A 24,028-nucleotide genomic window follows, 5' to 3' on the forward strand; every position below is an offset into this window, starting at 1 on the left:
CAGGTTAATATTTCAATACATTTCGATCCCGGTTTTCCTAACACTCAATTTCACGATTATATGCCTTATTTAAGTGCCATTGGGGGCTGTGTGGAAAATGTTAGGAGGTTTTGAGTGTGGCATTGTGCCAATGCGCCAGGCCGATGACGGGACTCTTTTTGTTGGAGGCACCAACCGTGGCTGGGCATCGAGAGGGACAAAAAACTTCAGCCTCGAAAGAGTGAGCTGGACTGGAGTCACTCCCTTCGAAATGTTAAAAATGGAGGCCGAAGCAGATGGTTTCACGCTGCGTTTTACCGAAGCTCTCGATCTAGAATTAGCTGCGAATCCAGAAAACTACAAAATGCAGGCCTGGACCTACATTTATCAGAAAAGCTACGGCAGCCCAGAGGTTGATAATGTCACACCAGTGGTCACAGCCGTGGAAGTGGCTGCTGATGGTATGAGCGTGAAAATTAAGTTAGATGGTATGACAAAAGGTCATGTCCACCACCTTGATTGCTCAGGCCTACGCTCTAAGGGCGGAAGCCCGCTGTGGCACCCCAACAGCTACTACACGCTCAACCAAATTCCAAAGCTCTAGTAACAAGCAGGAATACACACACAATACATTACGCAATGTGACGGACTCTGCAGGTAGCGCGACCGTCCCGGTCGCTCAAAATATTCCCAGCGAAGCTGCTGACCCACAGCGCTCAGACCTCACCGGCGAACTTCCCCGTGACATTCAGTCCCGTCATCCACACACAAACCAGGCTGATATAGCCCTCCATAGACCCAGATTATCAGGCTTAATCCCAGCGTAGCGACTGCGTCGTAACACTGTAAAAATCAAGGAACAGACAATATTAGCTCGCGCTAGGAGGGAGTAGGCTGGCGGCACCTACAGATCAATCGCTTAGACGGCTTTTTGCCAGGTTTGGGCGATTGACTTGAGATTGTCTTCGTCGGTCTGTAGGGCCTCGGGGCCGAAGTAGGACGCTTGGAGTTGTCCAATTTCTAGTTCGAGCTTTGCCTTTTGTTCATCATTTAGCGAAGGGCTCTGAGAGATTTTCTCTAGATAGCTGAGTAAGGTGACAGGCGTGAGGTCGGTGGGTAGAGCGATTACATTTGACGGGCCAGTGACTGGGGCTGCCTTGCGTGATTTAACAGTCAAGAAGCCGGTGATGCCAAGAACGAGGGCTCCCGCTACGAAGTACCATGGTTGAAGCCCGGCAGTTTCAGTCTCGGTTAGGGAAATAGTTTTCTCTACTGAGACTAGATCGACATCGTCATATCTTTGGAGAGTGAGACCTTCTTCTTTCGCAGTGGGCAAGAGAAGTTCTGGGAAGGAAAACTCTGTGGGTTTAGCCTCATTTTCAGTCGCTAAAGTCACCACCCACTCGTGGGTGGACAGTGGCGCTAGGTCGTCTGTAGTTGCATCGAGTTCTACGATCTGGAGTTCTCTGTCATCAATCGAGACCACCTTGTAGCCCTTCGGTGGGAGTTGGAGCATCTTGTCTAACTGGGGGACGGTACCGTGAGCTGAACTCTTGATTTCTAACTTCAGTGTCTTCTCTTTATCGAGCTCGCGTTCGTCGAGCACCATGGTGACCTTGAGGTCGCGGTGGGGTCTATCACTTGTTTTGTTATTCGCGCTGATAGGAATAGCGGGAGAGGTGATAGGCAGAACAACGTAGCCAGAGGTGTCCAAGAAATCTAGGTCGATTTTGAGTGGAGGAATCGTATCGACTTGTGGGCCTTTGGGCTTGAGCTGGATGTAAGCGTAAGGAGTGAGAGTCCATCCTTGTTGCTTGTCTGTGCGAGATTGGACTTTCGAATTATGGAATGTGATTGATACGATTTCAAAATTCTCAGTCAAGGCAGCCCGCGCTGATTTTTCAAATTTATCGCGGTAGTCTTCTGCTGGCCTACCGTAGTTGTAGCCAGAGCGAGTATTGCTTTGGTTGACGAGGTATTTCTGGAAGCCGCTGGCTTCGCGTTCGATTTCGCGAGTGTGGCGGAGATTGATGTAGAGGCCAAATGGCTCGCTGGCTGACACTTCACTGGAGCCGTCGACATAGCTATCGAGCTTCACCTCAGTGACGAGGTCTTGGTAGTATTGGTAGACTGTGTTGCCGTCGGCAAAATTGGCGTGGTCACCGACGAGGTCGATGGCTGATTTCAAGTAGCGAAACTTGAGGTCGGGTCCGACGTTCGCGAGGCGTTGGTTGAGAACCTTGGTGAACTTGGCAAGGTGTCTTTCCGCTGCGCCTGGGTCGATGGTATCAAGCTTTTCTAACGTAGATTTGATTTTAGTAAACTCACCATTCATCGGTTGGTGATGGCTCTTTAGCGCTTCTAGGATAGAGGAACCTAGTGATCCATAGAACCAATCTGTAAATACTTGGACTGATTCATCGCTCTCTTTATCGAGAGGGAGTGTTGCGATGTAGGCATCAGCCGCTTTCGCAAATAACTCCATCGATGCAAGCTTGTCGGACGAGTGCTCTGAGTTAGATCCAATGCTGGATTTGTAGTTAGATTCTTCGAGTGTGAGCGCAGCCATCTGCACCATCAAGCGCCATTGATCAGGATGGTGGTTCAGGCTGGCCTTGCAGAGCCCGAGAGCCATGGCGTAGCCGCGGAGAACTTGCGCTTGTTGCTCTTTGTCGGTGCGCTTTGTTTTGGCATCGATCTGGAGTTTTTGCTTGGGCCAAAGTCCTGCTAGGTTGGTGCGCATGCGGCTGAGCAATGAGGCGACGACTTCAGGTTCGATTTCTTTTGTGGAGCCAAAGACCTTTTTCAATGTTTCCAATCGCCAGACTTCAGCCGTCGAGTGAGCACTGGTGAAGGCCTCGGCAAATTCTTTCTGAAACTTGTCGTCTAAGTCGAGACTTTTGACTTGGGCGATCAGCTCAGAGAGTTCTTTAAGATTGCGTTCCTGCTTGGAGCGGGTGAGTGGGATGGATTCGGCACGCTGGTTCATCCCATACATGTAAAAGTAGCGTGAACGATAGCGGTTGTTCTTGGCGTTCGGGTTATGGTTATCGGCCCAGACGCGGATCATTTCACGTATTAGATCTTTCGCCGTTTCTGGACGGGTGCTTGCTATCTCCTTGAGTAGAGGGAAGGCTTTTCCTTCCTCTTTCACTTTGAGGAAAAGTTTCGATGCACCTGTCAGGTAGTTCATCCGTACGTTTTCTTGGACTAAATCGAGCCATTCGTTAGATGGTGCTAACTCTAGCAAGTCTCCAGAGCGGATAGGGGAAACCGAGATACTTGACCTGCTTTGTGGTTGTCGAGCTCCATAGAAGATATTTCCGTATCTGTCTGACTGCATTTCTGGTCTGAGGCTGGTGGAGGAGTCGAGCTTGTAGGAATGCTCCGCCTCATGGTTCCAGTTGCGAAGGTAAAGTGTCAGTAATTCGGACCAATCAGCAGTGGCCGCAGTGGTGTTCTGGATGAGGGCGTTGGCTGCGGCGGCCTGGAGTTGGAGTTGCTCTAGGCGGAAGTTTGCGTCCTGGTTCTGACGAGTTTGCGATGAAAGAATGCCCACGGCTGAGAGAATTTCGAACCCTTCAGAGTCGGTGTCCGCGAAGGTTTTCTTAAGCCATTCTCTGCCTGAGTCTTCATCGAGCTCAGGGAGTAGTGAAAGTGCTCGGTAGAGAGATTTTCCTCTCAGGCTATAGGGTGCTTCTTTATGAGATAAAATGTAACGCGAAAGCTCCCAGGCTATGGGCAAGTGTTGCTTACCCATTTTAGCCTGATGGGCCGCAGAGTGGTACTGCGAGAGCAGGTCTAGCGCCTTGTAGTCATTTTCCTTTTGTGCCTTCGCTTGATCTGGAATGTAGGGAGAGACTTGGCCTAACAGGCCGCTGAGTATGAGTAACTCGGCTGTGTTAGATTTTGTAATTTCGCTACCAAGTCCCAGTGCTGAGTTTCCCTTTTTGAGTTCTTCGAAAAAGGATGGGAGTGGTCGGTTGTTAGGGCCGATTAGTTTAGCCAAAATCTTCAGTGTTTGTGGGCTAAGAGCAGAAGGGCAAGCATCAGCGAGAGGTAGAAGGTCTGCAGGTGGAAAATACTGAGCCTGGGTGTGGGAGCGGGCGCCAGTGGCTGCTATTTCCTGCTTTGGTGAGATACGTGCTGGCTGGGAGAGTTGCTGGAGGATTTGGCTATAAATCTGAGTGGCCTCATTATTTTGGAGCGCTGCGAGGGACTCTTTGAGTTGTGGCCAATTGCTCAGAATGACATCATTCTGTATTTGTTTCACCTCTAGCTTGAAGCGAGTAATTTGCTGTGCTGGAGTCAATTTTTTGAGCTGTGCTTCTGAGAGCTTCTCGATCTTCAGTGGGGTGCGTTTGACCGCCATGCGGGTTTCAATAATCCCGGAGTTCGAGCGATTGATTTTGATTTCCTCAATGATTTTGCTCCGTTGTTGGGCTGGAGTCAGAGGTTTCCTCTTTGAGGTGGACCCGGCCCTGCGAGACTGGATGGCTTGGTCTGCAGATAGCTGTTTACTCTCAATGCCAGATGGATTGATACCTTGAAGTCTGACGTTAGAGTTTTGAGCGGAAGCTGGTAGGCTGGCGAGCGAGAGTGATGCCCAATAGATGGCCGTTTTTTTCATAAAATAATGGGTGTGGGAAAGTGTGTGAGTGGAGTTTGGGGGAAAGCGTGAATGAGGTGTTAGGATCCTGAGCCGTCAGCTGGTGGTCCTTGGCCTGCGCCACGTGAATCACTAGGTTTGTTGCTAGGTTTTGCTGCTGGTTTCGGGCGACCGCCCGAAGAACATCCTTGTCATTGAGATGGGATGGGAAGGCCGTAGAGTTCCTTGGGGGTGGCGCGTGCTAGGCGGATAGTCGCTTCTAGGTCTAGCAAGTGCTTGCTGCCCGCCTGTGAGTTTTGTGCGAGTAGCTTATATTCCTGTCTGGCGGCCTCAATCTCGGGTTCCCACTCAGCATCTGGCTTGCCTTCTAACTTCATGAGGTAGGTCATGTAGTAGCGGGCATTGGCCAGCGTGGAGGTGACCTGCTGTTTGAGCTCGGGTGATGCATACGGGTCGCTCTGGATTTCTGCTGCTAGAGCTGCGAGCTCTTCTCGAGCTTCGGGGAGTTGGCTGTTCTGCATTTTTGCTTTAGCTATCTCTAGCTGAATTTTTCTAGAGATCTGAGTTTTTTCCTTCGGCAGTTTTGCCAAGGCGTCTTGGTACAGGCGAATCGCTTCAGGCCAGTTTTCGTCAGCGACAGCCGCTTGGGATTCGGCGAGCAGGTCGTCGGTGTGCTCTAATGCGAGTCTCTCTTGTCCTGGTCCATAGTGGTAGGCGAGTGCAATCAGTGGAACGAGCAACCAGAGGGTGGCTAGGATGATTTTTTTTTCTCATGATAGGAGTCTATTGGGTAAGGGGTGGGCCTGGCTCAAACCGGCCAGAGTGGTAATGTAACATGAATGGGATGAGGGCGAGAAGCAGAGAGGATACACCAATGACTATGAGTGAGTACTCGCGCAGTGTCAGTTCTGGGCTCTCTTTTTCCATTTTCAGCGTGCCAAGGTCGGCTATAACATCTGTCGGGATATGTTTGCGGTTTCCATCATGGTAGGATCCTCCCAGTCTCGTTGCAATCTGGCTCAACGTACTGATGTCTTGGCGCGACTGCGTGCCATCGATAAATGTGCCTTTACTCGGGTCGCCCACACCTAGAACGAGGGTAGAACCAATTGAGCTTGGTAGCCTTGGCATACCTGAGGCTGGGACAGTGTCGCCGTCTGAAGCGATCACTAGTGTTGCTGAATTCGCTGGCCAGTCCTGAGCGATAGTTGCCACCTCGCTGATGCCATCAAACAGACGAGTCTTACCTGTCGGAAAGACGCTCGAGAGCGGTAAGCCGTCTAAAAAGTTAAGGATGACCTCTATGTCGCGGCCTTCTTTGACAACCGGCTTGGCTCCATTGTAGACGGCCACCATGGTGAAGTGTAGCTTGTCATCAGCAGTCCGCTGTAGCATTGATTGGATCAAGGCCGAGGCGCGCTCGGTGCGGGAAATTTTTTGATCAGATCCTGCATCTTTGAGACGCATCGAGGGTGAGACGTCTAACAGCAGAACGAGATGCCTCCGTTCCTCTGCTGGAACTTCCTCAGCCTGCACGTTGCGGTGGGCTTTAGGAGGTAAGAACAGTAAGGTGGTAGCTCCCCATGCCAGGGCTGTGAGAGCTAGGACTCTGAGCAATGACGCGGTGTAGAGTGGTGTTGGGATCGGAGCGCCGGTACCGAATGCTAGATGGCGCACACGCAGAATCCGCCGGTGGTGCACGAGCTCAGCCCCCGCAGTAAGAATTGCGGCAGCCAGTGAAATAAGAATCGCGGGTGAGAGAGTCATTACCAAGGAGTGTAGCGGAGTCCGAAAAGGGTGAGGAGATATGTGCCCGCGAGTGATAGCATGGCGATGAGATAGGGGGAGAAATGGTCTACAGGGTCAGGTGTTAGACGCTTGAACGTAGCCTTCTCCATCACGTCAATTTTGCTAAAAATTTCCAGCAGTGCTTGTGGATCACCCGCTGCGAATGTGGCACCTCCTGTCGACTGGGAAATCAGCTGAACTTCAGCTGGTGGTTCACCGCTGCCAATGTGGATGCCGTAGAGTGTGATGTTATTTTCCTTCAGGCTCTGCGCAATTTTTTGGTCATTGCCATCATAGAGGTCATAGCTTTGTCCGTCAGAAATGAGAATGATGATGCGGTCACCGCTTTCTGAAGTAAGCAGGAATCGCTCAGATTGCTTGAGAGCTGATCCGATCGCTGTGCCACCACGGAACCATGGTGGAAGGTTGCTAGGGTGGAGGAATGGTGCGGCACAGGAGAACGAGGAAGCATCAGTGGTGAGCGGAACCCAGCGCAGGTTGTCATCACCGAAGACGATCAGCGAAAAGGCATCACCCTTGCGGTAGGTGAGGAACTCATTGAGCGAGTCCATCGCCACTCCATAGCGATCCTTCTCGCCAAGTTTGGCAGTCATCGATCCGGAAACGTCCAAACAGAATTGGATGTTAGTGAGTTCTCGCTCCGAGCGTGGACGCTCGAATCGGCGTGGACCAGCTAACAGAATAATGGCTGCTGCTAGGATGAGAGCGGGCAGGGTGTTGACGCAGTTGAGAAGGCGTGAAGTCCAGACTGCATGTTTGGTGCGTTGGTGGTCAAATGGCAGAGCCAGCGCACGCGTGTGCTTTCGCCATAAATGAATGGCAAGCAGTATGGGTAGGATGAGGCCACTAGGACCAATGGATGAGCGAATGACATATTGGATGGCTGCCTAGTATTCTTTGAACGCTGTGAGCAGTGGCTCGATCTCTTTTTGAGTAATCGACTGCGATGGAGCATGCAGCCAGTGCTCTATCTTTAGCACCAGTGGTGACGCCTCAGGGTGGGTTCGCAGCTGGGAAATAGCCTCGGCTGTTGGCAGCACGTCCAAACCGGGAACTTGCTTTTTCCAATGGCCAATGATTAGTCGCTCTAGGGTGGATTTCTGGGTCAAATCGAGTTCGCCGTGAGCAGTCGCCAGCACTAACTTCTGCAGCTTTTCATGGGTAGTCTCTACTCTAACTTCTTCGCCTAGGTTCTTGGGTTTCGGTTTGCGGTAGACGATAATGCAGACGAGCACGATGACCCACAGTAGTGCTGCTACCCAGATCGTGCTACGATAATTACTTAGATTTCCTGGTGTCGAGTACTCCAGCGACTGCGGCTTAGGAAGGGTGTCAATGGGGTGCTGAGTGGTGATCTCTAGTGTAGTCTCCAGCTCGGTCACTGGCAGTTGGCTCTCAGTGAATCTTAAAAATCGAGCGAGCGAGTGCACTCCAGCGTCTAGTCCATAGACCTCCATGTCGTAGCGGTATCCCTCAGACGCGGGCTTTATCTCGAGCACTCTGATGACGAGCGAAGACGAGGAATCGGTCCGTGGAATCGGCTCTACCTTTTCTCCAGCGATGTAGATATCCGTGAAGCGCGTTGGTAAACCCATTGGCGCTTGTTGGCTTTCTACTGAGAAAAGTGGAGTCACTAACAGCAAAAATGCCGCTACCAGTAGCCGTGAGATGTGGGTGCGTGTAAACATTCTGAAATTGTTAGCGCGAGAGTAAATGGCGGGACTGAACAAATAACCTCAAGGGTGCCAGAATTGGCTTGTTCGTATGGAGGGCAAGGTGGTCTACCGAGGATTTTTTTAAGGCAGCCGTGGTGTCTTCTAAGCGTGAGAATTCTTTTTTTGCTGAGATGGTAAACTCGCGTTTCGACTCTACCTCTTTGCCGCGGATCAGTCCTGCGCCTCGGAGGTCGTCTTCAGCGGGGTCTCGCAGAATCAGCGATACCACATCGTGTTTATGATTGAGCCTCTTGAGTGCGCGAAGCACATCGGGGTCGTGAAAGTCAGACAGCACAAAAATCAGGGTATTCTCTCCCAGAGAAGGACTCAGCGAGATGAGTTTTTCTGCGAGGTGGGTGCTCTCGTTGAAGTCGTAATTCCGTAGCTCGTGGAGCCATGTTAGTATCGTGTCGCGTGAGAGCGAGGGCTTGATATTGAGATCTCTCGAACCAGCTCCCAGTATGCCAACGGGTGAGACTTTATCGATGCAAGACAAGGCTAATCCACCAGCAATTTGTACGGCTAACTGGTACTTCGAAATGGTCGTCGAGGAGAGTGTCATCGATGCCGAGGTGTCGACGATGAACCAGACTGGAAGACACTTTGGGGTCTCGTATTCTTTGACGTGAGTCACTCCGGTGCGGGCACTCACTCTCCAGTCGATTGATTTTACTGGATCGCCCTGAACATAGGGGCGCGACTGGACATACTCGATTCCTTGGCCAAGCAGCTGCGATCTATCTGTTCCATAAGATAGAGAGTCAGCAAGTCGCTTGATTGCTATGAAAAACTGGCGTGAGTCCAGCGGGTCTGTGTGCTCGAGTAGCGGCATTGACTGAGGGAGTGGTTAGGAAATGGATTCTTCGATGATTTCCTGGAGCACCCCGTGAGCCGTTTTCCCTTCTGCTAGAGCCTCGTAGTTGAGTCGGATTCGGTGCAGACAAACATCGGGAGCAAGGGCGAAGAGGTCCTCGGGGATGACATAGTCGCGGCCGTGAATCAGAGCACGTGCTCGGGATGCTTTCAGCAGTGAAATTCCAGCACGCGGTGAGCAACCGACTTCGAGGTCACGGTGATGTCTTGTGCGCTCGATGATGTTGACCGTGTGTTTGATAAAGACATCACTCACGTGGATATTGTGCACCGCTTCCATCGCTGTCACGAGGTCTTCAGGCGAGCCGACAGTCTCGTCGGAGATGAGGTCAAATTCTGTGCGAGCAACGGCTCCAGACTCACCTTTTTTGACGCCGAGTTTCAAGTTGCGGCGCATGATTTCCTCTTCTTCTTCAGGAGTCGGATAGCTGAGACGGTGGCAGAGCATGAAGCGGTCTAACTGCGCCTCGGGGAGTTCAAATGTGCCGGATTGCTCAATCGGGTTTTGTGTCGCAATTACCAGAAATGGAGTAGGTAGCTCAAAGGTTTGGTTGCCCAAGGTTATTTTGCGTTCTTGCATCGCTTCTAGCAGCGCGCCCTGCACCTTTGGCGCGGCTCGGTTGATCTCATCAGCGAGCAATAAGTTGGTGAAGATTGGGCCTTTATGGGTGCGGAAATTTCCAGTCTTGTCATCAAATATTTCTGTTCCCAAAATATCAGCAGGAAGTAAGTCGATAGTGAACTGGATTCGCTTGAAGTCCAAATGCATGGCTTTGGAGACCGTATTGACCAAAAGAGTTTTAGCCAGCCCTGGCATACCTTCTAACAAAAGGTGGCCGGAGGTGAGAAGGGCGATCAATGTACGCTCTACGACTACTTCTTGGCCTACAATGATCTGGCCTACACGATCCCGAATGTTTTGCAGATACGTGGCTGTGGAGTCTATATTTTCTGTCATGTGAAGTGAGCGTTTTCGAACTTGTGTGGTGTGGATTTGCGGGCGTGCGCATTACGCTAACAATGTGATCATCGATAGCGGATTTACTCGTTAGCGATGCACCGTTGAAATTTCGTTTGAAATATCTCAAAAAAGTGCACCCGAGAGAAAAATGACTACAGCTCAGCTCTTGAAGCCACGGAGGCTAAATTATTAATAATGCCTATTGGTGGCCTTACAGTGGAGTGTGGGGTGTTTTTTGATGCCGATTTTCTAGATAAAAAGCTTCGTCATTCTCTTTGCTCTCGTTATGCTGCGGGGGTGCTCCAGATAGTTTTCAACGAAATTAGTGCCGCTGAGATTTCTCAGCTCGAAACGCTCGATCAACTCGACTTGTTAGACGCCTTCCGGGTGACTGAAGAAAAGTTGACGAACCTTGATGGTGGCGAGTACGCAAAATTTGAGCGCGATGGCAAGGTGCTGTACCGCTTCCGCACCAAAGAATACCGAATCTATTTCGGAGTGAAGGATAAGAATGTCATTGTCCACCGCGTGTTGCATAAAAATACTTTCTCGGATTTCTTATTCCGTTCAAAGATGCCGGTCAGCGAAGACGATGCCTTGAGCAACTCAAAGCACTTCTGGAAGCTGATCGACGAAGGCCGTAATGCCCGCCAGCTGTAAGCTCATCCTGCGCGCGGCTCGAACCCACTTTGTGACGGGCTCAGCTTGACGGCTGCGGTAGACCTACTGAGGAACAAGCCAGTACGATGAAACAGTGCCACCACCAGTGGCACACATCCTCAGGTATGTAGTTGTTAAATATTCCCCCGATGTTTCCCCCAGTTAGTGACTACGTGTCATGTTTGATGATGTGCTCGAGAGTCATCTCGAGTCCCTTGCCGTAGACAACGACGTATTTCATCTTCGGTTGGGCAACAATTTTCGACAATGGCTAGTATTTTTCACCTATGTAGTCATTCAAACGACCCGTGTCACCATGGCCTACCCGTTTGTGAAAAAAACACCCCGCATGGAACGAATCCATGCGGGGTGCATTACTGATAATACTTTTTTGAAGCGTTAGGCAGCCAGCTTAGTTGCGGCGCTTGCGCTTGAGATTGAGCTTGGCGAGGTTCTGCGCGATGAGGCCCTGTAGCTGGGTGAACTCTTCGATATTCTCGTTGTGGTCAAAATTCTTGAGCTGCTCTTCAGCACGCTCGATTGCTGCTTGCGTAGCTGCTTCATCAATCTCGTCTTCGCCAAGAGCCATATCGGTTAGGATGATGACTTTGTCGTCTGAAATCTCAGCGAAGCCGGAGCCGATCGCGAGTTCATGAGAGTTACCGTCTTTCTGGTAGCGAAGCTCACCAGCAGTAAGAGTGGTGACGAGAGCTGCGTGCAAATCAAGCACACCGATCTCACCATCACCACCTGGAAGGTAGACGTCTGCTACTTTATCTGAGAATACTTTTTTCTCAGGTGTGACTATTTCAAGATGAAGCATTTTTTTAGTGATAAGAGATAAGTGAGGAGTGTGAAGCACACTCCTCACTGAAACTAATTAGTCGCGGGATACCTTGTCGATGGAGCCCTTCATGTAGAAGTTAGACTCGGATACATCGTCCCACTTACCGTCGAGGATCTGTTCGAAACCTTCGATTGTGTCTTCGAGAGCAACATAAACACCAGGAACGTTTGTGAATACTTCACCAACGAAGAATGGCTGTGTGAGGAAACGCTGGATCTTACGCGCACGGAATACGGACATCTTATCTTCGTCAGATAGTTCGTCCATTCCAAGAATCGCGATGATGTCCTGAAGGTCTTTGTAGCGCTGGAGTACACCCTGTACACCACGAGCCACTTTGTAGTGACGCTCACCAACAGTCTCAGGAGAGAGTGCCTTAGAGGAGGATGCCAGTGGATCAACCGCTGGGAAGAGAGCCTGCTCAGCAAGTGAACGCTCAAGAACAACAGTCGCATCAAGGTGAGCGAATGTGTTAGCTGGAGCTGGGTCAGTCAAGTCATCCGCAGGAACGTAAACGGCCTGGAGTGATGTGATAGATCCCTTCTTAGTGGATGTGATTCGCTCTTGGAGACCGGCCATCTCTTCTGCAAGAGTCGGTTGGTAACCCACAGCAGATGGTGTACGGCCGAGAAGCGCGGACACCTCAGAACCTGCCTGAGAGAATCGGAAAATGTTGTCAACGAAGAGAAGAACGTCCTGGCCTTCTTCATCACGGAAGTATTCCGCCATGGAGAGAGCTGAGAGAGCAACACGGAGACGTGCTCCTGGAGGCTCGTTCATCTGTCCGTATACGAGAGCAACCTTGGAACCTTCAGCTTTGAGCTGTGGTGTGCCGTCATCGTTGAGGATTGGGTGGCCCTTATCGTCTGTTTCAACAGCGATAACACCAGATTCGATCATTTCCCAGTAAAGGTCGTTACCCTCACGAGTACGCTCACCTACACCAGCGAATACGGAGTAACCACCGTGTCCGAGAGCGATGTTGTTGATGAGCTCCATGATAACCACGGTCTTACCAACACCAGCACCACCAAATGCGCCAACTTTACCACCCTTAAGGAATGGGCAAACAAGGTCGACTACTTTGATACCTGTTTCGAGGATCTCAGTGGAAGATGCTTGATCGACGAGCTTAGGAGCTGGACGGTGAATAGCTGTGCGCTTGGATGCGTCTGGAAGTGGCACGTTCTCGTCCACAAGATCACCTGTGACGTTGAAGATACGGCCGAGAACCTGAGCACCTACTGGCACTGTGATTGGTCCACCTGTATCCGTGATCTGCATGCCACGCTTGAGGCCGTCAGATGTACTCATTGCAACAGCGCGAATCCATCCGTCACCAAGGTGCGATTGCACCTCGAGTACGAGCTTAGTTGCGTTGCCTTCGAAAGTATAAGAAACTTCGAGAGCGCTATAAATGCTTGGAATGTTTGTTGCATCCGAGAAGTCAGCGTCGATGACGGCGCCAATGATCTGAACGATTGTTCCTACGTTACTCATGGTTTTGTTGTATTATCAGTTAGTAAAATTTAGTTAAAAGTGATCAATGTGAAGTGATCAATATTATTCCATTGCCTTCATGGCAGTGGTGATTTCGAGAAGTTCTGCTGTGATCGCACCCTGACGGAGTTTGTTGAACTGTAGTGTCAGCTCATCTTTCATGTCATTCGCGTTGTCGGTAGCCGACTTCATGGAAACCATGCGTGCGGAGTGCTCGGAAGCCCGGGATTCGACTAGCATTTGGTAGACTTGGAAGTTGACGTACTGTGGAAGGAGTGCGTCGAGGACCTTCTCAGGAGATGGCTCGAATGTGTACTCTTTCTCAAGTGCAGTCACTTTGTCAGTTTCACCGACTTGGCCTTTTCCTACGCCTTCGTAAGTCTGCTTTTCACCAAGTGAGTTAGACTCGATTGGAAGAAGCTGAACCACACGTGGAAGTTGCACCATTGTGGACTTGAAGTCGTTGAATGCTACTTTGACGCAATCGTAGTCACCGCTGAGGAACTGCTCAATGAGGTACTTTGAGATCGGACGAGCTTCAGCGAATGGAACTGGGTCCACTACGACGAAATCCGCCTTGATATCATTGCCAGCCTTCATCAGGCTGAGACGAAGCTTACGGCCAACTGTCACATACTCAGTTTCGTCAGTGTGTGCATTGTTGACTTCCTTGAGGAGGTTTCCGTTGAAACCACCACAAAGGCCTTTGTCTGCAGAAATAACGAGTGTCAGAGTCTTGTTGCCATCACGCTTCTCGAGGAGTGGATGAGCATTCTCATCCACGTTCTCCTTAAGATTGACGAGCACTTTATTGAGCTCATCGGCGTAGGCACGACCAGCGAGTGCCTGATTCTGAGCCTTTTTCATTTTGGCTGCAGCAACAAGCTCCATCGCGCGGGTGATCTGCGCTGTGTTTTTCACCGATTTGATACGGCGACGAATGTCTCTCAGGTTTGCCATTATTTTATAAAGTAGCGAGTAGCCAGTAGCTATTAGTTAGGAAGACGGACGCCGCTGAGCGACGTCCTCCTTTGTGGAATTACTTCCAAGATCCTTTGAAGTCTTCGATAGCCTGTGTCAGGCCAGACTTAACAGCATCAGTGATAGCTTTGTCGTCAGCAATTTGCTGAAGAACGTCCGCCTTGCGTGTTGTAAGGAATTCCTCAAACGCCGCTTGGAATTCGCAAATGCGCTCAACTTCAACATCATCGAGGAAGCCGTTCTGCATTGCGAAGAGCACAGCTACCTGCATCTGCATGGAGAGTGGTGAGTACTGGTTCTGCTTGAAGAGCTCCACAATACGCAGACCACGGTCGATCTTCGCTTTAGTGGTATCGTCGAGGTCAGATCCGAACTGGGCAAATGCCTGAAGTTCGCGGAACTGAGCCAGGTCAAGCTTAGTCGTACCAGCTACCTTCTTAGTCGCCTTCGTCTGTGCGGATGAACCAACACGGGAAACGGAGAGTCCAACAGAGATTGCCGGGCGGATACCTTGGTTGAAGAGGTCTGTCTCAAGGAAGATCTGACCGTCTGTGATGGAAATCACGTTAGTTGGGATGTATGCGGATACATCACCAGCCTGTGTCTCAATGATTGGAAGTGCTGTGAGTGAACCACCACCAGCATTCTCAGAAAGACGTGCAGAACGCTCAAGAAGTCTGGAGTGAAGGTAGAATACGTCACCAGGATACGCTTCACGTCCAGAAGGACGCTTAAGAATGAGCGATACCTGACGGTAAGCTACAGCGTGCTTTGAAAGGTCATCAAATACGATGAGACAGTCGCGGCCCTTATCCATGTGGAACTCAGCTACTGCACAACCTGTGTAAGGTGCTAGGTACTGGTTCGCAGCGGAATCAGATGCAGATGCGGAAACGATTGTTGTGTACTTCATCGCGTCTGCTTCTTCGAGAGTCGAGATGATACGAGCCACGTTGGACTGCTTCTGGCCGATAGCGACGTAGATACAGTACATTGGCTTGTAGCCAGGAAGTTTGCCTGCTTCAGCAGCCTTGTTCTGGTTGGCCTGAGAAATGATTGTGTCGATCGCGATAGTGGTCTTACCAGTAGCACGGTCACCAATGATAAGCTCACGCTGACCACGGCCGATTGGAACCATTGCGTCGATCGCCATGATACCAGTCTGAACTGGAACTGAAACTGACTTACGCTTAATGATACCAGGAGCGATTTTCTCAACTGGGTATTCAACAGTGTCAGCAACTTCGCCTTTACCGTCGATTGGTGCGCCGAGAGTGTCGATCACGCGGCCGAGGAGGTTTTCACCTACTGGTACGGAAAGAAGCTCACCTGTGCACTTACACTCGTCACCAGCTTTGAGGTGGAGGTATTCACCGAGAAGAACAACTCCGACTTCACCTTCTTCAAGGTTAAGTGCGAGACCTGTTACTCCGCCTGGGAAGGAGACCATTTCGTTGAGTTGAACGTCGCTAAGACCTTCTACTTTGGCTACACCGTCACCGATTTCACGGATGGTACCTACGTTGCTTTTGCCGACTGAGGTCGTGACGTTCGCGATCTCTTGTTCGAGTTCCTGAAGAATGCTGCTCATATCTTACTGTTGGTTGATTGGTTAAATTGCCCGGATGTGGGATTCGTTATGGATTGGGTTAAAACGCGTTGGCGATGGCATCGAGACGGCCTTTTACTGTGCCGTCCCACACGTCGTCACCTTTACGGATGCGAATTCCACCCAGAAGGGCAGAGTTGATGTTGTATTCGTATGTCAGATCGCTGCCGTGTTGCTTTGTTAGCTTGGCCACGATGCTTTCCTTAGTCGCTGAATCTAACTCAGAAGCACTGTCGACTGTGACGTGCTTCTTTGCGAGATCGAGCTCAAGCTGACGCTTGAGAGTGACTAGGATTCCATGGAAATTGCGCGGTTTCTTTTCAGCGACAGTCTTAACGACCTTGCTAAATTTCACTTCGTCGAGCTTACCGTCTACATTGCAGAGGCGGTAGAGTCGGCGAGCTGCGGAAGCTGCGTCTTTAGATACTTTCATGGTTTATAATGGCGATCGACGTTTGAAAAAATTGTTGAATGAGATTAGCCCTCGACGCTTGCGAGTGCTTCCTGATTGATGCGCTTGTTGTCATCGTCGGTAAGAACCTTACCAGTGACAGAAGCTGTAGTAGCGGCAACGAGGCGACCGAAGTCTTGCTTGAGCTCAGTGACCATTTGGTCGCGCTCAGCTTTAGCATTTGCCTGTGCTTTCTCGAGAATGCCCTGCGCTTTCGCGATTGCTTCCTGAGTCTTCTCTTCGGAAAGAGTAGCGGCACTTTCTTTAGCTTCTTCTACAAGACGCTTTGCATCAGCGTTAGCTTTATCAAGAGCAGCAGTAGTGCGCTCCTCTGATTCTGCTAACTGAGTCTCAATGCGCTTTAGCTTTTCTTCACCTTCTGCAATGCGCTTTGAGCGTTGCTCAAGCATTGCCATGATAGGGCCAAAGGCAAACTTCTTCAGAACGATGATCACAATGATGAAGTTGAGAACCTGAAAGCCGAAAGGCAACCAGCTCACGCCGAATGGTTCAGTGAGGTCAGAGATTATTCCTCCAGATGCTATTAATGTGATCATTATCGTAAAAGTTTTTTGATGTGATTGAGTAGTAAAACTCGCTGCTACTCATCAAGCAGCAGCGAGTAAAATTCGTTTCTTAGTAAAATTAACTAAGGAAGAGAGTGAGGATGAAGATACCCTCACAAAGAGCTGCAAGAATGATTGCAAGTGTGAGGATAGGACCTGCTGCGCCTGGGTTACGACCAGTTGCTTCAGTTGCTTTGAATCCTACGAGGCCGATGCCGAGTGCTGCACCGAGTGCTGCGAGTGCTATTGCGATTGATCCTGTCATAATGGTGTATTGGTTAGTTTGTTTGTTGTTGTTTTCCGGAACCCCCCACGGTCGTAATGCTATGAGTCTGATTCCTGAGATTGTTTAGAAATATTAGTGTGCCTCCTCTTCGTCGTGATCGCTGTGCTCACAGATGAGCTTTAGGAAGACAGCACAAAGGAGAGTGAACACGAGCGCCTGAACGCCGCCTACGAGAAGCTCCATGAAGTAGAACGGGAGGGACGTTGCCCAACCAGCCCAAACACCACCGATACCCATGAGCGTTTCGAGAGTCTGCTCTCCACCGTAGATGTTACCGAAAAGTCGGAAGGAAAGAGCCACTGGGCGAATTGCGATGGAGATCATTTCAAGAACACCAACCAAGCCGAAGATAAGAATCATTGCTGGAACCATCAACCCTTTGAAGTCACCTTTAGGAGCGAAGATGTGCGCGATGAAACCTTTGAAACCATTCTCTGTGATCGCCCAGTAAAACCAGAGTAATGCGAAGGTAAATGCCATCGCCGCAGTCATGTTGACGTCTGCGTTACCACCACGGAGAAGCGGTGTATGCATGTGACCGTATAAATCTTTACCCCAGCCGACAGTTCCAACACCTGGGATGAGACCCATGTAGTTAGAAATGATAATAAGAAGGAAAGTAGAGCCGAAGAACCAGAATGTGCGCTTAGCGAGCTTATCACCGAGGATACCTGCAAAGAAGTTATAGAGGGACTCAATCACCCACTCAGCAAAGTTCTGAAAACCAACAGGAATCATCGAAAGCTTGCCAGCGCCTGCGCGACAGAAAAGAACGATAACGAGCACTGAAAGCCAAGTCATCACGTAGGAGTTTGTGAGGAATGTAGCGCTCTGATGAAGAGCTACTGCATTCTTCGGAAGCATAGGCGCCTCGTGCTTTTCATGGCTTTCAGCATTCGCTTCACCGGCATGCTCGGTAGCAACGTGCTCGACGTGTGTTGCCGCAGAATGCGCATCGTGATGCTCATCAGCAACAGCAACAGGAAGTCCCAATGCAAAACAAAGGAAAAACAGTGGTAGGAAAGTCGTTTTCTTGGCCATGGATTTAAATCGCCATTGCGGCGAGCGACTGGTCAATAACCTCCTCACGAAAAGCGAGCAAGTCTATTTGTGAAATTTTTCACAAAGTCTGATTAACTCTCTGCAAATAAGCACTTTCCCAAGGAATTTTCTACGTCATCCTTTTGACTATCCTTTGCTAGGAAAACTTAAGAATGGCAGCGGAAAGCAACCCTAACCTCACCAGTCAGTTTTATAGCTATCTGCGAGCCGTCGTTTCGCCTCCGCCCCCTCGTGCACCTTTATCCCATCGACTCCATAGATGGCCACCGGCTCAAAGACCCCGAGCTTTATCCCCTGATTCATCAGAGCCTCCGCCGAGAGACACAATCTGCCAGCTCGATCTTCCAGCTCAAACCCCACTCCAGCCCCAGCTTGGTAGGAGCGGTAGACCACTTCGGTGCACGCCAAGCGATCCGATTGGCGAAAATCGAAGACGAAGTCGTAACGCTTCCCGGTGTGACTCATTGCGCACTTCACCGCTTCGACCACTTTTTCCTCTGGCAGTTTCGACCGAAGAATCGTGAAGGCATCCACAGCCAAGGTCTCGGTCAACGCTCGCAAGTGTACGCCATCCTTTTTAGCCTCCACCACATTCACCCCCTCTTGTACGTCGTCAAAAATGCCCAAGCTTTCGCGCTGTTCCTTGCTGCCGATATATAAGGCGGCATGCGGCCAAAAACCTGGGAGAAAGAGATTGCTCATCGCCTCGTCATGCCGAGTCACAATGACATCACCCGGTTGCAGGATAGCCCACGCCTTAGCCAAGACCCGCGGAGTCACGCGCTTACCAGACTTTTGGATTGCTAGAATTGGCTGTTTCACCTCTGAGATCACCTTGCCACTCATCCTAAACATCTGAAACATCACATTCCGATAGCTGGAATGCTGTCTGCGGCGAAATGAGAAAATTCTATACTGGAGCTGTCGCTTTAAATAGGCCGCCTTACTCCTGCTAACAAAGGGAAGTTCTGACTCCAGCACCTCTATCAGCTCACGCACCCTCCCACCTTCTCCCCTCAGTGCCATCACCTCATCCGAATGTAGTTCCCAGAACAATGTAGCCTCATAAAACCTCCACATCTTCCGCGGCGAGGTAAGATTCTTATACATCCGAGAAAAGCTCTTAGCCTCGATCCCGTACCTCAGCTCAGCCTCATCCAGCTTTTTCCACACCAAAAACCTGTCGCCTGCCAAATCGACGATAAACTCGGCGGCACGCATCAAAACGCAAGCCGCCGTGAACCCCACTGCAAAGGCGTGCAGACAAGTATCCCAGTCTTCCTCCTCATTACAATAGGGCTCTAGCTCAGCAATGCTACTCAGCAGGACAGTACGGAGTCGCAAGTACTGGCGATAGCGATCGCGTAGCCGCTCATCCTCATCGGGCAAAAAATAGCCGCGCTGCTGCGCAGAGAGAGCATCATCTAGTAAATCCGACAAATCACCCTGAGTCGGAATTCCCTTAGCGGCCGAAACCACTAACTCCAAAACCCAATCATAATCTATTTTTCCCAACGACATAGCAAAGGAGAATCTTCGATTTAACAACTCATCATGTCAACTCATAAGCTATGTATATCAGCACATAACAACTCCTAACAAATTCAATTAGCCTATGTATCAAGCTCGAGCCTCTGCGTATACTACGGATCGGTAGATATTGGCAAGCTAAAAACCCTATATTTCATATAGGATTTTTTCTACTCTTTTTCCCTTTACAAATAAGGAAAACTTCGCGAAAAGTATAGCGTTATGAACAAAGCTCAACTTGTAGAATCAATCCAAAAGAACCTCGGGAAGGACGCTACTAAGCGTGCTGCTGAAGACGCTCTTTCCGCAGTCCTTACATCCATCGCTAAAGGTGTTAAGAAGGACGAGAAAGTCCAACTTATCGGCTTCGGCACTTTTGAAGTGAAGAAGCGTGCTGCTCGTATGGGCCGTAACCCTAAGACTGGAGAATCAATGAAGATCAAAGCGTCTAAGACGGTTGGCTTCAAGGCTTCTTCTACGCTCAAAGGATCACTCTAATCCCTTTACCCAAAAGGTATAACAACCCCACTATCCTCTGATAGTGGGGTTTTTTATTGCCTAGAATGAAGCCTGTTTAGCGCTTGCCCTGGCGTATTTCTCTGAGCATTTGTTCTACAGAAATCACCTCCCCACTCGACTCCCAGGTATCGACATTAGCACGAATAGCCGCCAAGGACTCATGGACGCCAACACGCTTTCTTTCCCATTCCGGATAGTCCTTCACCATCGTCAAATAGCGATGTGCTAGTTGATAAGCAATCTGTCTATCAGCCTTCTCCCCCGTCATTTCTGGACGGTTTCTTTGCCAAGTGAGCTCACTTAACCTCTCTACAGACGGCGCAGAAACAGCCAAAACCCGTGTGTATCCCGCAAAAACACGAGAATAATTTGCCATCGCATCTTCATTCATTCCCCTCAAATCGTAGGATTTAGCTAATAGGTACCAGACTCTCGAGCGACGATAGTCGAACTTATGTTTTGTTAGATATTCTTTAGACTCATTTGTTAGAACATCCCACGACTGGAGCTTGGAGAGAACTTCTATCGATTCGTACATAGCTTTTTCCAGCAATTTCTCATCTTCGCCAAAGCGCTCCAGCAAGTTAGTAATCAATCTCTGCGCTTGCTTTAAATCAGACTCAGTCGCGGATACCCTTAAAGAATTTACTATGCCAAGAACTGCGATTTTTTGCTGGCGAATCAAATCAGACGACCGAGCGTTAGCAAAATGATCACGAGACAACTGAGGGAAATTCTCATCGATCAGATACCATTCGCCCAGAGCCAAATCGATATAGCTAGGAAGCTTAACATCTTTGGCCTGCAGTGAGAGTTCGGCGTACATGCCCCGTAAGGTAGCATCGTAGCGCAATTTAAGCCCCCAACTTGTATGCGCTTGATCAAGACCTGCAGCATAAACTTCAATCAGAGCAAACCACTGCACTGAACTAAAGTGGGAAGGCTCATGAGAGCTAAACTGAAGCTTGAGCTCAGAAGGCTTCATTCCTGCGTCAATTCTAGCCCAGATCAAAGCGCTCGCAGCATCACGCACTCCAGCTTCCTTTGATGCATTACACGCAGACTGAAGAACCCGCTCAAGCGTCTTGATTCCACGATCTAACTCACCAGCATTTTTCAATGCAGCCATTGCCGCCGACGCTACCTGAGCGGCATACGGGGAATCCGAAAATTTCTGAAAAAACGCGTCGTAGTAGGGCAGGCACTTTTCCATGTCCGAGTTGGGTTCCCCTGCCACTTTTTCACGGCCGTAGAAGGCGATTAGGTAGAACATGACTTCTTGCTCCAGCTCTAGCAAGTGGGAGGATCTAGCCAACTTGAGCGCATCTAGATACAAAATTTCAGCTGTCTCACGCTCTCGCAGAATGGCAGAAGTACGGGCTGAGAGCAGGTCTGCTTGAACCCGCAAGGTTGGATCTAACTCAAGCTCGCGAATCTCATCCAATCGTTCTTGAGTTTTCAGGTAAGATGCTGACTCGAAATCTAGCATTGCCAGCTCATATTGAGCATAGACTTGGAGCCCACCAGTTGTGATCTCTGACAGAATAGAGCGAGCCTCAGCAGCGTAGCCCAGACGGGCGTAGTTCACCGCTTGGAAGTACCGCACGGACTCCGTGTGCTCACCATCTGAATATAGCTCCAAGTACTTAGCTGCTAAACTAAAGCTCCGATGATACTCGCCTAAAAAACAAGTCGAACCAGCCATCACATAAAGTCGGTCTTCATTTTGCTCCCCAGCTCCAGCTGAGGCAGCCTCAGCCAATGCTAAAGCCTCTGCATATTGGCCAGCATCGAAAAGGCTGCTTAGCTCTAGTAACTCAATAGAGCTTAGATAGTCACCATCCGGGAATTTAGATTTGTAGAGCTCGACATCTGCGCGTGCCAGCTCGATTTGGTCGAGTTCAAAATGCGCCACAATGCAGCGATACAACCATTCAGACACTCTAGCCGACTGAGGGAACCGCTCAATGAGCTGAGCGAGTAGATTACCCCGCTGCTGAGCTGATTGAGTATAGGCATATTGCTCAATCGAACGCGCGACTAGGACGGGATCACGCCCAACAGAATTTGAAAAATCTAACTTTTCTACAGGTTGCGCACTAAGCCATGACAGGACTCTAAGTAATGACTGAGTACTTTTTACATTACCATTATCAAAGAGTTTTTGAGCCGTCTTGCTCAGTGCTGCAAAAAACACATCTGAGTCATCTTCTAAACTGGGAGTCAACTCAGCCAACCAAGCCAAGAGAAGCAGTTCTTGCTCTGGAGAAAACCTGCCAGCCAACACGCCATACACATCTAGCACAACATCGCAGAGTGCCGCCGTCTCTATCTCGTAGCGTTTGCGCCCGTCCACGGCCTGCTGCAGATAGGTCAAGGTCTCGGCATTTACAGGTGAGGACCGACGCAATGAGCATGTTGTCAAATTCAACAGCAGGTTACCGTGGTCATACACATCGCTGATTTGATTTCGCTCCACTAAAAATGCTGCATACGCTGCATAAGCGGCGTCGAATTGCTTCAGCGCCTGATAGCACATTGCCATGCGCAAAAGACTGCGACGAACGTACGGATTTTGATCATCTGGCGAACCAATAAAATTCCGACACTTTTCAAAATCTTTCAGTGCCTTCTGATAGAAACCCTCACGTAACTCGGCTCCCCCCTCCTTTGCCAGCTCCATCTGACACAGCCCCATACTGAAAAGGAGCTTACCGTACACTCCTTCTGACACTCCGGCGGCTTGCTCAGCATCGTCGATCTCAGAAAACACAGAATAGGCTAATTGCCATTTTTCATTCTGCATCAAACTCACAGCCAGACGAAGCTGGTCATCCCCGACTTCTAGAGCGCATGCCACTGGGCTCGCCAGTGCTAGCAATGCAACTGTGATCCAAATCTGTACTGGCTTATTCATTTCTAATTTAACTTATAGCATAGGGAAATTCTTAGACCACATAGAGCGAAAAAAAGAAACCAATGGCCTTAGACCAAAAACACCCGTCCAAAAAATGGAACGGGTGCGTGACTCAATTAATTTTGCGGGCTCTTACTTCTTCAGACCAGGGGCATCATCGGCCGTGAACTTAAGAAACTCCACATACTTAGCCGGCAGCGCTACACCCGCCCCCATGCCAGCCTTATTGTAAAGACGTGCCAGGGCATTCGCCTCAGCCAGTAAACGATAACCAGAGGAGTAAATATCTTCATCGGGGCTCTTCCATAGCTTCATCGCAGCCTTCACCTCAGGCATAGACTGGTACACACGAAGCGCTGCATGTACTGACTCCCGCACAATTTCCTCTGATTTTGAATAATCAGCCGTCATTGCCTGAGCATACATATTTAGAGCATCAGTCTTGCGGTCGAGAGCCTCTAGCGCCGTAGCATGGCAATAGGCAATCTGTGCACGTTGAGAGATTGGCACACGCTTGCTCTTCCACTCGCCAGCAAGTCGATCAAGCCGAGCCCAATCCTTCGAGTTCAGAACTTCCCAAAACTTATACACTTCGAGCTGCTTGAGGAGATCTGTGCGAATAAGATTTTGCGTGTCGTAGGCAGCCACTGCTTTCACGAGTTCCGCTGCCTTCAATTGCTTACGAAGACATTCGAGCTGATAGAAACCAGCGAGCGTGTAGTGGTTATCTTTGATTGGCTGGAACTTCTTGTAACGCTCCATCACTTCACCAAACTTGGTGTGAGCTTCGCTATACTTACGATCTTCGAAAAGAGACATCGCCTCTGTGTATTCTTTCGGCTCCGTGATGTAGACTGAAGCAACAGAGCCGCGACGCTTATTGCTGACATCCACTGCCTTTATATTAGGCACATAGAAAATCCTTTTATCAGTAGCTCCCAAGAGCAACACTTTTTCGTATGTACTATCGGCCATGATGAGGAAGCCTCTTATCGCAACTCGCTCAGGTTGCTGAGCTGAAACATACAGAGTGAAGCCAAAGATGGCTACCATGAGCATTGTGAGTAATTTCATATTCTTTGTTAAATATTTTTGTTAGTTGGCGCTCACAATTTCATTGTTTGTGTCGCCAGATATTTGGATTCAATCAATAC

Annotated in this window: 21 protein-coding genes; 3 read left to right on the plus strand and 18 right to left on the minus strand. The window is 49.7% G+C overall.

All coding sequences use genetic code 11. The annotated features are described in order from the left end of the window. Window positions 1–97 precede the first annotated feature (97 nt). Window positions 98–583, plus strand: coding sequence for a hypothetical protein (locus BSZ32_RS06770; protein ID WP_129589634.1), 486 nt, complete (start codon window positions 98–100; stop codon window positions 581–583). A 315-nt stretch (window positions 584–898) separates the two neighbouring features. On the opposite strand, the gene BSZ32_RS06775 is transcribed toward BSZ32_RS06770, so the two are convergent. The 7 genes from BSZ32_RS06775 to BSZ32_RS06805 all read right to left on the minus strand — a co-directional run bounded on the left by BSZ32_RS06775 (window position 899) and on the right by BSZ32_RS06805 (window position 9,943). Further along, window positions 899–4,609, minus strand: coding sequence for a hypothetical protein (locus BSZ32_RS06775; protein ID WP_105042737.1), 3,711 nt, complete (start codon window positions 4,607–4,609; stop codon window positions 899–901). A 170-nt stretch (window positions 4,610–4,779) separates the two neighbouring features. After that, window positions 4,780–5,328, minus strand: a complete 549-nt coding sequence (locus BSZ32_RS06780; protein WP_105042738.1) for a tetratricopeptide repeat protein — start codon at window positions 5,326–5,328, stop codon at window positions 4,780–4,782. A gap of 43 nt (window positions 5,329–5,371) precedes the next feature. After that, complete coding sequence (locus BSZ32_RS06785) at window positions 5,372–6,355, minus strand: VWA domain-containing protein (protein WP_105042739.1); 984 nt, start codon at window positions 6,353–6,355, stop codon at window positions 5,372–5,374. Beyond that, window positions 6,355–7,278, minus strand: coding sequence for a vWA domain-containing protein (locus tag BSZ32_RS06790; RefSeq protein WP_338066252.1), 924 nt, complete (start codon window positions 7,276–7,278; stop codon window positions 6,355–6,357). The genes BSZ32_RS06785 and BSZ32_RS06790 overlap by 1 nt, the downstream gene beginning before the upstream one ends. Before the next feature lie 6 nt (window positions 7,279–7,284). Continuing rightward, the gene (locus BSZ32_RS06795) at window positions 7,285–8,085 is read right to left on the minus strand and encodes a hypothetical protein (RefSeq protein ID WP_105042741.1); all 801 of its coding nucleotides are present in this window, start codon (window positions 8,083–8,085) and stop codon (window positions 7,285–7,287) included. A 10-nt stretch (window positions 8,086–8,095) separates the two neighbouring features. Then, the gene (locus BSZ32_RS06800; protein WP_105042742.1) at window positions 8,096–8,944 is read right to left on the minus strand and encodes a DUF58 domain-containing protein; all 849 of its coding nucleotides are present in this window, start codon (window positions 8,942–8,944) and stop codon (window positions 8,096–8,098) included. Between the two features lie 15 nt (window positions 8,945–8,959). Next, window positions 8,960–9,943: an AAA family ATPase gene (locus BSZ32_RS06805; RefSeq protein ID WP_105042743.1), complete on the minus strand. Its 984-nt coding sequence runs from the start codon at window positions 9,941–9,943 to the stop codon at window positions 8,960–8,962. Between the two features lie 198 nt (window positions 9,944–10,141). Between BSZ32_RS06805 and BSZ32_RS06810 the strand changes: the two genes are divergently transcribed. Further along, window positions 10,142–10,606 carry a hypothetical protein gene (locus BSZ32_RS06810; protein WP_240610575.1) on the plus strand — a complete coding sequence of 155 codons (465 nt, stop codon included), beginning with the start codon at window positions 10,142–10,144 and terminating at the stop codon, window positions 10,604–10,606. A gap of 412 nt (window positions 10,607–11,018) precedes the next feature. Here the strand turns inward: BSZ32_RS06810 and atpC are convergent, their stop codons facing one another. From atpC to BSZ32_RS06860, 9 genes are all read right to left on the minus strand, one after another. Beyond that, complete coding sequence (gene atpC / locus BSZ32_RS06820; protein WP_105042745.1) at window positions 11,019–11,429, minus strand: ATP synthase F1 subunit epsilon; 411 nt, start codon at window positions 11,427–11,429, stop codon at window positions 11,019–11,021. 57 nt (window positions 11,430–11,486) lie between these two features. Next, a complete protein-coding gene (gene atpD / locus BSZ32_RS06825; RefSeq protein ID WP_105042746.1) occupies window positions 11,487–12,953 on the minus strand; it encodes a F0F1 ATP synthase subunit beta in 1,467 nt (488 codons plus the stop codon). A 63-nt stretch (window positions 12,954–13,016) separates the two neighbouring features. Then, complete coding sequence (gene atpG, locus BSZ32_RS06830; protein WP_105042747.1) at window positions 13,017–13,913, minus strand: ATP synthase F1 subunit gamma; 897 nt, start codon at window positions 13,911–13,913, stop codon at window positions 13,017–13,019. Between the two features lie 79 nt (window positions 13,914–13,992). Beyond that, window positions 13,993–15,525 (minus strand): F0F1 ATP synthase subunit alpha, encoded by a 1,533-nt coding sequence (atpA, locus tag BSZ32_RS06835; protein WP_105042748.1) that lies wholly within the window; start codon window positions 15,523–15,525, stop codon window positions 13,993–13,995. A gap of 58 nt (window positions 15,526–15,583) precedes the next feature. After that, window positions 15,584–15,976, minus strand: a complete 393-nt coding sequence (locus BSZ32_RS06840) for a F0F1 ATP synthase subunit delta (protein ID WP_105042749.1) — start codon at window positions 15,974–15,976, stop codon at window positions 15,584–15,586. 44 nt (window positions 15,977–16,020) lie between these two features. Beyond that, window positions 16,021–16,551, minus strand: a complete 531-nt coding sequence (atpF, locus tag BSZ32_RS06845) for a F0F1 ATP synthase subunit B (protein ID WP_105042750.1) — start codon at window positions 16,549–16,551, stop codon at window positions 16,021–16,023. 88 nt (window positions 16,552–16,639) lie between these two features. Further along, on the minus strand, window positions 16,640–16,825 hold the full coding sequence (locus BSZ32_RS06850; protein ID WP_105042751.1) for an ATPase: 186 nt from the start codon (window positions 16,823–16,825) through the stop codon (window positions 16,640–16,642). A 93-nt stretch (window positions 16,826–16,918) separates the two neighbouring features. After that, complete coding sequence (gene atpB, locus BSZ32_RS06855; protein ID WP_105042752.1) at window positions 16,919–17,887, minus strand: F0F1 ATP synthase subunit A; 969 nt, start codon at window positions 17,885–17,887, stop codon at window positions 16,919–16,921. 198 nt (window positions 17,888–18,085) lie between these two features. Next, window positions 18,086–19,429, minus strand: a complete 1,344-nt coding sequence (locus BSZ32_RS06860; RefSeq protein WP_105042753.1) for a YiiX/YebB-like N1pC/P60 family cysteine hydrolase — start codon at window positions 19,427–19,429, stop codon at window positions 18,086–18,088. 231 nt (window positions 19,430–19,660) lie between these two features. On the opposite strand from BSZ32_RS06860, the gene BSZ32_RS06865 reads away from it, so the two are divergent. Beyond that, entirely contained in the window at window positions 19,661–19,936 is a 276-nt protein-coding gene (locus BSZ32_RS06865; protein WP_105042754.1) for an HU family DNA-binding protein, read from the plus strand. Window positions 19,937–20,012: 76 nt separating this feature from the next. Here the strand turns inward: BSZ32_RS06865 and BSZ32_RS06870 are convergent, their stop codons facing one another. Beyond that, window positions 20,013–22,874, minus strand: coding sequence for a hypothetical protein (locus tag BSZ32_RS06870; protein WP_105042755.1), 2,862 nt, complete (start codon window positions 22,872–22,874; stop codon window positions 20,013–20,015). A gap of 132 nt (window positions 22,875–23,006) precedes the next feature. Next, on the minus strand, window positions 23,007–23,948 hold the full coding sequence (locus tag BSZ32_RS06875; RefSeq protein ID WP_105042756.1) for a Mul1B family putative transporter subunit: 942 nt from the start codon (window positions 23,946–23,948) through the stop codon (window positions 23,007–23,009). Window positions 23,949–24,028 lie beyond the last annotated feature (80 nt).

Origin of the sequence: Rubritalea profundi (genome assembly GCF_002954445.1) — a bacterium.
Classification (GTDB): Bacteria; Verrucomicrobiota; Verrucomicrobiia; order Verrucomicrobiales; family Akkermansiaceae; genus Rubritalea; species Rubritalea profundi.

Coding starts and splice junctions, on each gene's coding strand:
- atpA (WP_105042748.1), bottom strand. CDS start 15,525: ATGAGCAGCATTCTTCAGGAACTCGAACAAGAGATCGCGAACGTCACG.
- BSZ32_RS06770 (WP_129589634.1), top strand. CDS start 98: ATGTTAGGAGGTTTTGAGTGTGGCATTGTGCCAATGCGCCAGGCCGAT.
- BSZ32_RS06785 (WP_105042739.1), bottom strand. CDS start 6,355: ATGACTCTCTCACCCGCGATTCTTATTTCACTGGCTGCCGCAATTCTT.
- BSZ32_RS06840 (WP_105042749.1), bottom strand. CDS start 15,976: ATGAAAGTATCTAAAGACGCAGCTTCCGCAGCTCGCCGACTCTACCGC.
- BSZ32_RS06850 (WP_105042751.1), bottom strand. CDS start 16,825: ATGACAGGATCAATCGCAATAGCACTCGCAGCACTCGGTGCAGCACTC.
- BSZ32_RS06865 (WP_105042754.1), top strand. CDS start 19,661: ATGAACAAAGCTCAACTTGTAGAATCAATCCAAAAGAACCTCGGGAAG.
- atpG (WP_105042747.1), bottom strand. CDS start 13,913: ATGGCAAACCTGAGAGACATTCGTCGCCGTATCAAATCGGTGAAAAAC.
- BSZ32_RS06810 (WP_240610575.1), top strand. CDS start 10,142: ATGCCTATTGGTGGCCTTACAGTGGAGTGTGGGGTGTTTTTTGATGCC.
- atpB (WP_105042752.1), bottom strand. CDS start 17,887: ATGGCCAAGAAAACGACTTTCCTACCACTGTTTTTCCTTTGTTTTGCA.
- atpD (WP_105042746.1), bottom strand. CDS start 12,953: ATGAGTAACGTAGGAACAATCGTTCAGATCATTGGCGCCGTCATCGAC.
- BSZ32_RS06795 (WP_105042741.1), bottom strand. CDS start 8,085: ATGTTTACACGCACCCACATCTCACGGCTACTGGTAGCGGCATTTTTG.
- BSZ32_RS06775 (WP_105042737.1), bottom strand. CDS start 4,609: ATGAAAAAAACGGCCATCTATTGGGCATCACTCTCGCTCGCCAGCCTA.
- BSZ32_RS06875 (WP_105042756.1), bottom strand. CDS start 23,948: ATGAAATTACTCACAATGCTCATGGTAGCCATCTTTGGCTTCACTCTG.
- BSZ32_RS06800 (WP_105042742.1), bottom strand. CDS start 8,944: ATGCCGCTACTCGAGCACACAGACCCGCTGGACTCACGCCAGTTTTTC.
- atpC (WP_105042745.1), bottom strand. CDS start 11,429: ATGCTTCATCTTGAAATAGTCACACCTGAGAAAAAAGTATTCTCAGAT.
- BSZ32_RS06870 (WP_105042755.1), bottom strand. CDS start 22,874: ATGAATAAGCCAGTACAGATTTGGATCACAGTTGCATTGCTAGCACTG.
- BSZ32_RS06805 (WP_105042743.1), bottom strand. CDS start 9,943: ATGACAGAAAATATAGACTCCACAGCCACGTATCTGCAAAACATTCGG.
- atpF (WP_105042750.1), bottom strand. CDS start 16,551: ATGATCACATTAATAGCATCTGGAGGAATAATCTCTGACCTCACTGAA.
- BSZ32_RS06860 (WP_105042753.1), bottom strand. CDS start 19,429: ATGTCGTTGGGAAAAATAGATTATGATTGGGTTTTGGAGTTAGTGGTT.